This window comes from Nakamurella sp. (genome assembly GCF_044224575.1).
Lineage (GTDB): Bacteria > Actinomycetota > Actinomycetes > Mycobacteriales > Nakamurellaceae > Nakamurella.
This window is the reverse complement of sequence record NZ_JBGAKE010000003.1, coordinates 381,518-392,302: the sequence shown is the minus strand read 5'-3', so window position 1 is coordinate 392,302 and position 10,785 is coordinate 381,518. Positions and strand designations below refer to the sequence as shown.

The window sequence follows — 10,785 nt, the reverse complement described above, 5'->3', positions numbered from 1 at the left end:
TTCGCCTACCCGGCGATCAACGTCACCTCGTCCACGTCGATCAACGCCGCGCTTCGCGGCTTTGCCGAGGCCGGCAGCGACGGCATCATCCAGGCGTCGACCGGCGGTGCCGAGCACGCGTCCGGGACCAAGGTCAAGGACATGGTCACCGGGGCGATCGCGATGGCCGAGTTCACCAAGGTCGTCGCCGAGAAGTACGACATCACCGTCGCCCTGCACACCGACCACTGCCCGAAGGACAAGCTCGACACCTACGTCAAGCCGCTGATCGCCGCCTCGACCGAGCGGGTCAAGGCCGGCGGGCTGCCGATCTTCCAGTCGCACATGTGGGACGGCTCCGCCGTGCCGCTGGACGAGAACCTGAAGATCGCCGCCGAGCTGCTCGAGCTGACCAGGGCCGCCAATATCATCCTGGAGATCGAGGTCGGCGTCGTCGGTGGCGAGGAGGACGGTGTCGTCGCCGAGATCAACGACAAGCTGTACACCTCGCCGGAGGACTTCCTCGAGACCCTCGACGCGCTCGGTGCGCCGGTCGACAATTCCTACATCGTGGCCGCGACCTTCGGCAACGTGCACGGGGTCTACAAGCCCGGTGGCGTCAAGCTGCGCCCGAAGGTGCTGCGGGACGGCCAGGATGCGTTGGTCGAGAAGCTGGGTCTGGCCGCCGGCGCCAAGCCGTTCTCGCTGGTCTTCCACGGCGGGTCGGGCTCATCGGCCGAGGAGATCGCCGAGGCAGTCTCCTACGGCGTGGTGAAGATGAACATCGACACCGACACGCAGTACGCCTTCACCCGGCCGATCGTCGGGCACATGTTCTCCAACTACGACGGTGTGCTGAAGGTGGACGGCGAGGTCGGCAACAAGAAGGCCTACGACCCGCGGGTGTACAACAAGCTGGCCGAGGTCGGCATGGCCGATCGGATCGTCGAGGCCTGCGAGCAGCTGGGCTCGGCCGGGAAGTCGCTGGGCGCCTGACCGGCGGTCCTACTGGCTACATGGCGGCCGCGCACGCTCGGCCAAGGAGGACCACGCTGAACAATCCGGCTCCTGCGTCGCCAGATTGCCTGCGCCCGGTCCTCCTGCCTCCATGGCGGCCTCGCAAGCTCGGCCGACCCTAAGCAGTTCGCGGGGCGGGCTCGTCGGATTCGGCGGGCCCGCTCGGCCGTGCTGGGGTGGTTCCGTCGGCGGCCGCGATCGCGGCGTCCGGTCCAGCGTCCGGACGCCGGCGGCGCACCCGTGCGGTGGCCAGGACCGAGCCGAGGATGACCAGCGGGAAGCCGATCGCCATACCTGCGGTGAACGGCTCGCCGAGCAGCAGCACGCCCAGGGTGATGGCCACGGCCGGGTTGATGTAGGTGATCACGGTGGCCCGGGCCGGTCCGGCCTCCGCGATCAGGGCGAAGAACCCGAGGAACGCCACGGCGGTGCAGATCACGCCGAGGCCGGCGATGGACCACGCGGCGTCGGCGGTCAGCTGCACCGGCCCGACCAGCAGGGTGAACGGCGCGTACACCACCGCGGCGACGATGAGGGAGGCGGTGACGACCCCCATCGGCGGCAGGTCGGACAACCGGCGGTTGATGATGATCGGCCCGACCGCATAGCCAACCGCCACCAGCATCATCGTGCCGACCGCGATCAGGTCGTCGAAGTGGATGTCCAGCCCGACCAGGAACCCGACCCCGGTGAAGCCGATGAGCAGGCCGGCGACCCGGCGGACGTCGAACCGGTCGTGGCCCATCACCGTCAGGATGACGGCGGCGATCATCGGGACGACGGCCAGCAGCAGGCCGGCGGTCGAGCTGTTGAGTCGCGTCTCTGCATGTCCCAGCAGGAGCCACGGTCCACTGATCTCGACCAGCGTGTAGACCAGCAGCACCTTCCAGCGGCGGAAAACGGGGCCGAGAGCGCGCCGGTACAGCGCGATCGGCAGCAGCAGCAGCGCGCCGATCAGGGTCCGGCCGAAGGCGACGATGAGCGGGTCGACGTCCGTCACCGCGATCTTGATGAGCAGGTACGGGATGCCCCAGATCAGGCTCATCGCGGCGAACAGCAGCCACCCTCGTCGCGTCACGTCCGCACCTCGCTCTCTTGCCGTCCGGCCGGCCGCACCGCCCGCCGTTGACGCCAACGTCACACTCCCACGGCGACTTCCCGGGTGGCCGATCAGCATCGGCGAGAGTTTCTGCACCGGATCCGGTAGCGCTGCTGACGAATGGGTGGCCCATCGCCCGGTCAGGCGACTTTCGGCGTGTCCTATTGGGGCCGGTGTCGCTTTCTGGTATTGGAGCGTCCCCTGAGACTCTTGTGACTCGTGTGACTGGTGCTCTACGGTAAGCAAAGGATCGCGCGGATCGCGGTCCGGCTCCGGCGCAGCTCCTCGCTCTGCTCCGTTGCCGATCCGCCGAACACGAGAAATGGTCGAGCGAGGCGCAATTCGCGTGACGGCGTTGAGCAAGGGGAAGGGACGTCGTCATCGATCGCCGGTGTCGCGCACCCGTTTGTCGGTGCGGGACGATCGGCGATTTCGGCGCGCCGTGAGGCGTGCCCGGCGGGCGACGCGACCAGGAAAGGGCGCCTTGTGCGGCGTTCGTTGGCCATCGGGGCCACCATCGCGGCGGTCGTCACATCGGCACTCGTCGCCTTCGCCGGGCCGGCTGCGGCCGACCCGTCCGCGAATGACTGGTATCAGCTGCGGATGTGCGAGTCGTCCAATCGCTATGACATCAACACCGGCAACGGCTATTACGGTGCCTACCAGTTCGACCAGTCGACGTGGCGGTCGGTCGGTGGGCAAGGCCGACCGGACCAGGCGTCGGCGTCCGAACAGGACTACCGGGCGCTGTTGCTCTACCGCAAGCGGGGTTGGAATCCGTGGGTCTGCGCCTACCTGGTCGGACTGACCGAGGACGGCGACGCCCGGTCGGGGGTGGCGCCGCCGGCGCCCGGGAATCAGAGTTCGGGCGGCGGGGCCAGCGAAGGGTCCACCGGTTCCGAATCCTCCGGATCGGCCGCCCCGGCCTACCCGGGTCGCCAGTTCTTCGAGGGCGATTACTCCGACGACCTCAAGGCCTGGCAGAAGCAGATGGGCACGCGTGGCTACGACCTGGTCGGGACCGGCTACTTCGGTCCGAAGACCAAGGCCGCGGTGCTGGATCTGCAAGCCAAGGCGGGGCTGAACGTCGTCGGCTACATCGGCCCGAAGACCTGGGCGGCGGCCTGGGCCGGCTCCCCGGCACCGGCACCGGCTCCGGCGGCGCCGGCTGCGGGCGCCGGCTACTCCCCGCAGACCAACGAGTCGTGCGGGGTGGGGCAGTCGACAGCGCCGGAGTGGCCCGGCAAGACTTTCGTCCAGGGCGACACCGCGCGCGAACTCCAGTGCTTCCAGAAGCAGCTGGGCAGCCGCGGTTACGGGCTGACCGGTACCGGGTACTACGGGCCGGCCACCAAGACCGCGGTGGTGGCGCTGCAAACCCGCAATGGCATCAACCCGTCCGGAATCCTGGGTCCGCAGACCTGGAAGGCGGCGTGGGAAGGCCAGTAGTCGGCTGAGGCCGGCACCAATGGGCGACCCGACCGGGACGATGCACCTGCATCGGCCGGTCGGGTCGTCGCATTCCGGTCACCCCGGCAGGGAACGGTCCAGGCCGCGGTCTCGTTCGGGGCACCTCGAATAACACTTTGTCAAAGTCGCTCGCATTATCCCGACGATCGGAGGGATGATGACAGCGTTGTCGGCAGGGCATCGGAATGCCTTTCACCGGCACCCGCCTCGCGTGAAGCTCGCGCGTATGGCGCCTGAGAGAGGCCCGGGGCACGCCGCCCCGGGCCTCTCTGCGTCGGAGGAGTTGTTCTCGCCGAGGCGTATTCGAGGGTCACCCCCGTGAGGCAACTCCACTGCGGCGAACCCAACTCCCGATCAATGCGGAGTTCGGTGCGCCGCCTGGGAGTTGCCTGGACCGATCCGCGTCCGCGGATGCGCTACCCGGCCGCGGCGAACACCGGCGGCAGCACCAGCAGCATGGTCAGCGACCACGTGCAGTGGGTCAGGATCGGTCCGAGGATGCCGCCGCTGGCCCGGCGTTGCAGGCCCAGCAGCAACCCGAGCAGCACCGCCGCGAACACCAGCATGACGTTTCCGGTGGCGACGGTGGTCAACGCGTAGACGGCGGTCGAGATGGCGACCGGGTGCCATGTGCCGATGGCCGCGAACAGCGCGCCGCGGAAGAAGATCTCTTCGGCGATGCCGTTCACCACGGTGATCAGGGCTATCAGTGGCAGCGAGCCGTAGCGGGCGAAGGCGAGCACGTTCTCGGTCGTCTCGCGTAGCGGTTCGATCTCCCGCACCACCACGGCGCCGACGATGAACACCGCGGCGGCGGCCAACCCGAGCAGGATCGGGATGACGATGGGGCGACGCAGCTCGCCGCGGAAGCGGATGCGACCCAGATGGAGCGGGCCGGACGCGAATCCGCCGACCACCCAGGTCGCGGCGAGGGCGAAGGTCAACGGGTAGAACGCGACGCTGTCCGGGGGCACGTTGAGCGAGATGCCGAGCAGTGTCGCGCCGACCACCAGGGTGATCGCCACGACGATCCGGCGCCGACGGAACTCGTGGTCCGGTTGCCGGTGATCACGATCGACCCGGTCGACCAGCGCCGGACGGACCAGCCGGCCGGCCCGGTCGGTCCAGTCCTTCAGCCGCGACCGCCGGGCCCGCGGCTCCGGGGCCCCGGGTTCGGAGCCGCTCACGACCGCGCGGCGCCCGGAGATCGCTCCGGTTGGCGGATCGACGGGTCGTCGGCGCGGTCCTCCAGCGCAATGCGCACCGCCTCGTCGTAACCGGTGAGCTCACCCGGCAATAGCTGACGGATCGAGTCGTCCCGGACGATCACCTCGTTGTTCATCGAATCGATGAGGTTGCGGGCGGTGCCCTGGTCGACGTCGGTGATCAACGCCAACCACATCGACGATAGTCGCGGGGTGAGTAGCGGTACCGGGACGATCGGCGGGGAACGGTGGTTCTGGATCCGGGCCGCCCGGCGCATCATCTCCGCGTAGCTGAGCACCTCGGGCCCGCCGATCTCGAACACTTCGCCGATGGCGCCGGGGTTGTCGAGCACGTCGGCCAGGTAGCGGATGACGTCCAGCAGGGCGATGGGCTGGGTCCTGGTGCTCACCCACTTCGGTGTGACCATCGCCGGGAGGTGGTCGACGAGCTGCCGGGTGATCTCCCAGGAGATCCCGCCGTGCCCGATCACCACGGCCGCCCGCAGCACCGTCACCGGTACCCCGCCCAGACCCAGCAGCTGCTCCACGTCGCGACGGGACTGCAGGTGCGGGGACAGGTGGTCGTCGACGTCGCCGAGACCGCCGAGATAGATGATCTGCTGAACCCCCGCATCGGCGGCGGCGTGCCCGAACGCGGTGGCGGCCTCGGCGTCCCGCTGCTCGAAATCGTCGTCGGCCAGCGAGTGCACCAGGTAGTAGGCGGCCCCGGTCCCGTCGAGCGCAGTGCGCAGGCTGTCCAGGTCGGCGACGTCCCCGTAGACCGGCTCGCCCGCCCCCGAGTACGTGTCGGGATGGCGGGTCATCGCGCGCACCTGCCGGCCGCGTTCGATCAGTGCAGGAACCAGGTGGGAACCGATGAAGCCGGACGCGCCGGTCACCAGGACGGTGGAGTTCATGCTGCGACTACCGGCGGAAGCGCCCGTATCGGATGACGGCGGTAGTGCCATGACCCACCCCTGCTCAGCTCGTTCGTGGACCGGGACCGTGTTCGGGCCGTCGGAACGGACGGTACCCGCCCCTGGTGACGGTGAATCCTGGCCGGGCAACTGACCCGGCACTTTGTCCACACGTCCGAATTGTGTCCACATTCGGCGAAGACGACGCATCGACGAGCGGCCGGCCGGGCGAGGATCCAGATGCCCGGCCGCTGCGGCCGGCACAGCGAAGAAAGGTGGAACCCGTGGCGGGATTGACGATCGACACCCAGCGGATCGCCGGGGCCGGGAACGCGGTCACCGAGGTGGCCGGCGCGCTGACCAGGGAGATCTCCTCGATGCGCGAGCAGTTGGATCAGATTCGGGCCGGCTGGCAGTCCAGCGACGCTGCCCCGCGGTTCGTCGCGGCGATGGAGCAGCATCTGGCCGATGCGACCAGCCTCAAGGAAGCGCTCGTCGGTCAGGGGTCGGCGCTGACCGCGGTGGCCTCCCGGTTCGGCGAGGCCGAGGTGGCGTTGGCCCAGGCCATCCCGGCGGCGATCTGATGACGACGATCGCGGTCAACTACGCAGCGCTGGCCGACGGTCAACAGGGCCTGGTGGCCACCTGGAACCGGATCGAGGGTCACCTGGCCGAACTCGATTCCCGGATCGCGGCGACGGCGGACATGGACGCCGAGACGTTGACCAGCTACTGGGCGCTCAAGGCGCGGTGGGACGCCGCCGCCCAGGACCGGCAGCTGGTTCTGCAGGGATTGGCCAACCTGGTCGGCCGGGCCGGCGAGCAGTACCGGACCGTCGACGCGACCATGGCGGCCCAGTTCGGCTGACGCGCCACCCGCCACCCGCCGCCCGCCGCCGGCCGCCCGCCGCCGGCCGCCCGGTGCCCGCCGCCGGCCGCCCGGTGCCCGGCGCCGGCCACCCGGCGCGCGCCCGGTCCGCCGGCCGACATCGACCCCGGGACCGGCCGGCGGTTCCGGTCCAGGCCCGTCGGTCCAGGCCCGTCGGTCCCGGCCCGTCGGTCCGGGGCCCGTCGGTCCGGGGCGACGCCGGTCCGGGTCCCGTGGGGCTTCGCAGACCGACCGTCCGGGGCGGGCGGACGCCTCGCTCGATCAGCTCGGGGGAGCGGGGCGTCCGCCGTCCGCCGCATCGGGCGCCGATGGCAGGATCAGGACATGACTTCCGGGAACCTGTTGGGTCCGCCACCGGTCAAACTGCCGGCCGATCCGGCGGCCGATCTGCTGGCCGCCGGCGAGCCGCCGGGCGACGTCGCGCGCCAGAACCCCACGTCGTCGCTCGCCTGGGCGGAGTTGGCCGAAGCCGCGCTGGATCGGGGCGACGACGTCGCCGCCTACGCCTACGCCCGGGTCGGCTACCACCGTGGGCTCGACATGTTGCGGCGGAACGGGTGGAAGGGGGCCGGGCCGATCCCGTGGACGCACGAGCCCAACCGCGGCTTCCTCCGCTCGTTGTCCGCGCTGGGTCAGGCCGCGGCATTGTTCGAGGAGAAGGACGAGGTCGCCCGGGTGCAGGCGTTCCTGCTCGACGCCGATCCGCAAATTCCGGCCGAACTGTTGCCCTGACCCGGACCCCCGTCCTTCGCGTCGTCCGCCGGTATCCCGGCCGTCTCGGCGCGTCGCCGCCGCGGCCTCGGGCTGATCAACTCGGCGGGAGATGCGACATATCGGGCGCTTCTTGCTGAATTGAACGGCGGTCGGCCCCGCCGGGGCCGTCCGCTCGGGTTGAAACCGTCTGCGGGTCGGCGAATCTGCGTCAGGCTGATCAACTCGGCACCAAGTCCGACATTTCGGGCGCCTGGTGCCGAGATGAACGGCGGTCGGCCCCGCAGGGGCCGTCCCCTCGGGCTGAACCCATGTGCGGCTGGGGCCTCGCGCCTCCGGGCCGGCTGCGCTGATCTGTGAGTGTTGGTGGGCCGGTTCTGGTGGATCAAGAGCCAGGATTCGGGGTTGGTGTTCGGGATTGGCTCGGCGCTGATTCGGCCACTTCTGTGTGCCTTCATTTGGACGTGTCGTCCCGGGCGCCGACGCCGGCCTGCTCACCTGTTGGCCTGATTAGAAGCCTGTCCCTGGTTCCCCGTTCAGGCGGGGAACTGGGTGACCCGTCACAGATGTGCCGTGGGTGGGTCCTCCAGGCCGGCGTCGACTTGTTGACCCGAGCTCTGGAAGGAGAGCGCGAGCTGATGCCTACTGTGGCAGATTCTGTCGACGCTGTCGTCGGCGGTGACACGCATGTGGATACGACGAGTTTGTGTGTGGTGTCCCCGGTCGGGGCGGTGCTGGACCAGATCACGATCGACAACGACGAGCAGGGTTACGCCGAGGTGGTGACTTGGATCCTGCGGGTGGTGCCGTCGGGGCGGTTCCTGGTCGGGTTGGAGGGCACTCGCAGCTACGGGGCGGGGCTGTGCCGGGCGTTGGAAGCGGTCGGGGTCCGGGTCGTCGAGGTCGAGCGGCCCTCTCGTGGGGAGCGGGGTAGGCGGGGCAAGTCCGATCCGGGTGATGCGGTGCTGGCCGCTCGGAAGGTGCTGGCCATGGCGGTGGAGCGGGTGCCGGAGCCGCGGACCGGGGACGGGGTGCGGGAGGCGTTGCGGTTGCTGGTGGTGGACCGGGAACAGATGACCCGGCAACGGACCCAGCTGAACAACCAGTTGCTGGCCGAGTTGCTGACGGGCACCGCTGAGCACCAGGCGATGCGCCGGAAGAGTTTGAGTGGAACGGATCTGGAGAAGCTGGCCAAGGCCCGTTGCCGGAGCGGGCGACCGATCGATGAGCAGGCCCGGGTGGCCGTGCTGCGCCGCAAGGCGAGCGAGATCGTGCGGCTGGATCAGCAGATCCGGGACAACGGCAAGAGCCTGAAGACGATCATCGCCGAGGTCGCTCCGCAGCTGCTCGAGCAGGTCGGCGTCGGCCCGGTCGTCGCTGCCCAGCTGATCGTGTCCTACAGCCATCACGGCCGTTGCCGGGACGAGGCGGCGTTCGCGGCGTTGGCCGGGGTCAGCCCGGTCCCGGCGTCCAGCGGCCGGATCGTGCGGCACCGGCTCAACCGGGGCGGCGACCGCCAACTGAACCGGGCCCTGCACACCGTCGCGGTTACCCGCGCGCAGTGGGACGAGCGAACCCAGGCCTACATCCGTCGGCGCAGCGGCCAGCTGACGGCCAAGGAGATCCGCCGGATGCTCAAGCGGTACATCGCCCGGGAGATGTTCAAGATCCTGCGCACCGTCGACGCCCTGAACCCGACCGGCGAGCGGGCCCCGCTGGCCGCCTGACCCACCCCCAGCGGGCCTGGCGAGCCGAGGCCAAGCCCGGCCGTCGGGATGACGACGCCCCCTCGTTCCACGGACCGGGCAGGGGCTGCTCAGCCATGCCCGCTCTTTGGCCCCGGAGCCGCGCGTCCGGAGACGCCGGCGCGCGCACCCGACGCCAAGCCGAACGCGAACAAGATCATCAACAGGGCTTGACAAACATAGAAGCGTCCAAGTCCCATCAATACGGATAAATCGGGCGTCAATTCGAGACTTCGATCAGCGCACCGGTCGGCCCAGCCCAAAGCAACGGTGCATTACGGGCATATCGGTCGCCTTTGGTTTCGACTGATCAGCCCGTTACCACAACGAACGCGCAACAACGGCGCATTTCGGGCATATAGGTCGCCGATGGTGTCGACTGATCAGGACGCGGCCGGTGGTCCGGCCACCCCGGCGCGAGCGGACCGACGGAGCGGCCCTGTCCGGGTGCTTCTCCGGCCGGTGCGGCACCCGGGTCGACCGTTTCCAAGCGGCACCGCCGGATCGGCCACTACTCGCGCAGCGATTCCAGGTAGGCGGCGATCCGGCCGATCGCCTCCTCAAGGATCTCCACATTCGGCAGGGTGACCAGGCGGAAGTGGTCCGGCTCGAACCAGTTGAACCCGGTGCCGTGGGTGACCAGGATCTTCTTGGCCCGCAGCAGGTCGATGACGAACTCCTGGTCGTCCTCGATCGGGTAGACGTCCGGGTCGAGTTTGGGGAAGCAGTACAGCGCGCCCTGCGGTTCGGTACAGCTGACGCCGGGGATCTTGTTGAGCAGGTTCCAGGCGAGCTTGCTCTGCTCGTAGAACCGGCCGCCGGGCACGATCAGCTCGTTCACCGACTGGTAGCCGCCGAGCGCGGTCTGGATCGCGTGCTGACCGGGGACGTTGGCGCACATCCGCATGTTGGCCAGCAGGGTCAGGCCCTCGAGGAAATCGGTGGCCAGGTGCTTGGGGCCGGACACCGCGACCCAGCCGGCCCGGTACCCGCACACCCGGTACGCCTTGGACAGGCCGCTGAACGTCAGGCACAGCACGTCGTCGCCGGCGAACGTCGCAGCGTGGTGGTGCACGTGATCATCGAAGATGATCTTCTCGTAGATCTCGTCGGCCATCACGACCAGGTCATGCTTGCGGGCGATGTCGATCAGGCCGCGCACGACGTCCGCGCCGTACACCGCGCCCGTGGGGTTGTTGGGGTTGATCAGCACGATCGCGAAGGTGTTCGCGGTGATCTTGGCCTCGATATCGGCCAGGTCGGGAATCCAGCCGTTCGCCTCGTCGCAGCGGTAGTGCACGGCGGTTCCGCCGGCCAGGGTTACCGCCCCCGTCCACAGCGGGTAGTCGGGCGCCGGCACCAGCACCTCATTGCCCTCGTCGACGAACGTCGTCAACACCATCGAGATGAGCTCGGACACCCCGTTGCCGATGTAGACGTCCTCGACGTCGATCTGCCGCAGGCCGTGCGACTGGTAGTACTGGGCGACCGCGGTGCGCGCCGAGTAGATGCCGCGGGAGTCGCTGTAGCCCTGGGATTCCGGCAGGTTGTGGATCATGTCGGCCAGAATCGCGTCGGGGGCGTCGAACCCGAACGGTGCGGTATTGCCGATGTTGAGTTTGAGGATCTTGTGGCCCTGGGCCTCGAGCCGCTCGGCCTCTTCCAGGATCGGACCCCGGACGTCGTAGCGGACTCCGCGAAGCTTGAGACTCTGGGTGACGAGGCGCATGGTCCAAGGGTGCCACCCGCATCG

At 69.2% G+C, this 10,785-nt stretch carries 10 protein-coding genes; 6 read left to right on the top strand and 4 right to left on the bottom strand.

Annotation, left to right across the window (positions count from 1 at the left end; genetic code table 11):
- A partial coding sequence (gene fbaA, locus ACILSK_RS05685) for a class II fructose-bisphosphate aldolase (protein WP_395726150.1) occupies positions 1-975 on the top strand: 975 nt, incomplete at its 5' end.
- Positions 976-1,114: 139 nt separating this feature from the next.
- Here fbaA and ACILSK_RS05680 read toward each other — a convergent pair.
- Positions 1,115-2,074 carry a DMT family transporter gene (locus ACILSK_RS05680; protein WP_395726149.1) on the bottom strand — a complete coding sequence of 320 codons (960 nt, stop codon included), beginning with the start codon at positions 2,072-2,074 and terminating at the stop codon, positions 1,115-1,117.
- Between the two features lie 507 nt (positions 2,075-2,581).
- On the opposite strand from ACILSK_RS05680, the gene ACILSK_RS05675 reads away from it, so the two are divergent.
- Positions 2,582-3,544, top strand: a complete 963-nt coding sequence (locus tag ACILSK_RS05675; protein ID WP_395726148.1) for a peptidoglycan-binding protein — start codon at positions 2,582-2,584, stop codon at positions 3,542-3,544.
- 437 nt (positions 3,545-3,981) lie between these two features.
- Here ACILSK_RS05675 and ACILSK_RS05670 read toward each other — a convergent pair whose 3' ends face one another.
- Together ACILSK_RS05670 and ACILSK_RS05665 are read right to left on the bottom strand one after the other, a co-directional pair.
- Positions 3,982-4,701 carry a type II CAAX prenyl endopeptidase Rce1 family protein gene (locus ACILSK_RS05670; RefSeq protein ID WP_395726170.1) on the bottom strand — a complete coding sequence of 240 codons (720 nt, stop codon included), beginning with the start codon at positions 4,699-4,701 and terminating at the stop codon, positions 3,982-3,984.
- 47 nt (positions 4,702-4,748) lie between these two features.
- Entirely contained in the window at positions 4,749-5,687 is a 939-nt protein-coding gene (locus tag ACILSK_RS05665; RefSeq protein ID WP_395726147.1) for an NAD(P)H-binding protein, read from the bottom strand.
- A 284-nt stretch (positions 5,688-5,971) separates the two neighbouring features.
- Here ACILSK_RS05665 and ACILSK_RS05660 point away from each other — a divergent pair, with 284 nt between their 5' ends.
- The 4 genes from ACILSK_RS05660 to ACILSK_RS05645 all read left to right on the top strand — a co-directional run bounded on the left by ACILSK_RS05660 (position 5,972) and on the right by ACILSK_RS05645 (position 9,014).
- Positions 5,972-6,271, top strand: coding sequence for a WXG100 family type VII secretion target (locus tag ACILSK_RS05660; RefSeq protein ID WP_395726146.1), 300 nt, complete (start codon positions 5,972-5,974; stop codon positions 6,269-6,271).
- Positions 6,271-6,555 (top strand): WXG100 family type VII secretion target, encoded by a 285-nt coding sequence (locus ACILSK_RS05655; RefSeq protein WP_395726145.1) that lies wholly within the window; start codon positions 6,271-6,273, stop codon positions 6,553-6,555. Before ACILSK_RS05660 ends, ACILSK_RS05655 begins: the two co-directional genes overlap by 1 nt.
- A gap of 345 nt (positions 6,556-6,900) precedes the next feature.
- On the top strand, positions 6,901-7,308 hold the full coding sequence (locus ACILSK_RS05650) for a DUF3151 domain-containing protein (RefSeq protein WP_395726144.1): 408 nt from the start codon (positions 6,901-6,903) through the stop codon (positions 7,306-7,308).
- 617 nt (positions 7,309-7,925) lie between these two features.
- On the top strand, positions 7,926-9,014 hold the full coding sequence (locus ACILSK_RS05645; protein WP_395726143.1) for an IS110 family transposase: 1,089 nt from the start codon (positions 7,926-7,928) through the stop codon (positions 9,012-9,014).
- 529 nt (positions 9,015-9,543) lie between these two features.
- Here ACILSK_RS05645 and ACILSK_RS05640 read toward each other — a convergent pair.
- Positions 9,544-10,761 carry a pyridoxal phosphate-dependent aminotransferase gene (locus tag ACILSK_RS05640; RefSeq protein WP_395726142.1) on the bottom strand — a complete coding sequence of 406 codons (1,218 nt, stop codon included), beginning with the start codon at positions 10,759-10,761 and terminating at the stop codon, positions 9,544-9,546.
- Positions 10,762-10,785 lie beyond the last annotated feature (24 nt).

What these genes read in the sequence shown, in the direction of transcription:
- ACILSK_RS05645 (WP_395726143.1), top strand. Translation starts at nt 7,926, where the DNA reads ATGCCTACTGTGGCAGATTCTGTCGACGCTGTCGTCGGCGGTGACACG.
- ACILSK_RS05665 (WP_395726147.1), bottom strand. Translation starts at nt 5,687, where the DNA reads ATGAACTCCACCGTCCTGGTGACCGGCGCGTCCGGCTTCATCGGTTCC.
- ACILSK_RS05650 (WP_395726144.1), top strand. Translation starts at nt 6,901, where the DNA reads ATGACTTCCGGGAACCTGTTGGGTCCGCCACCGGTCAAACTGCCGGCC.
- ACILSK_RS05640 (WP_395726142.1), bottom strand. Translation starts at nt 10,761, where the DNA reads ATGCGCCTCGTCACCCAGAGTCTCAAGCTTCGCGGAGTCCGCTACGAC.
- ACILSK_RS05655 (WP_395726145.1), top strand. Translation starts at nt 6,271, where the DNA reads ATGACGACGATCGCGGTCAACTACGCAGCGCTGGCCGACGGTCAACAG.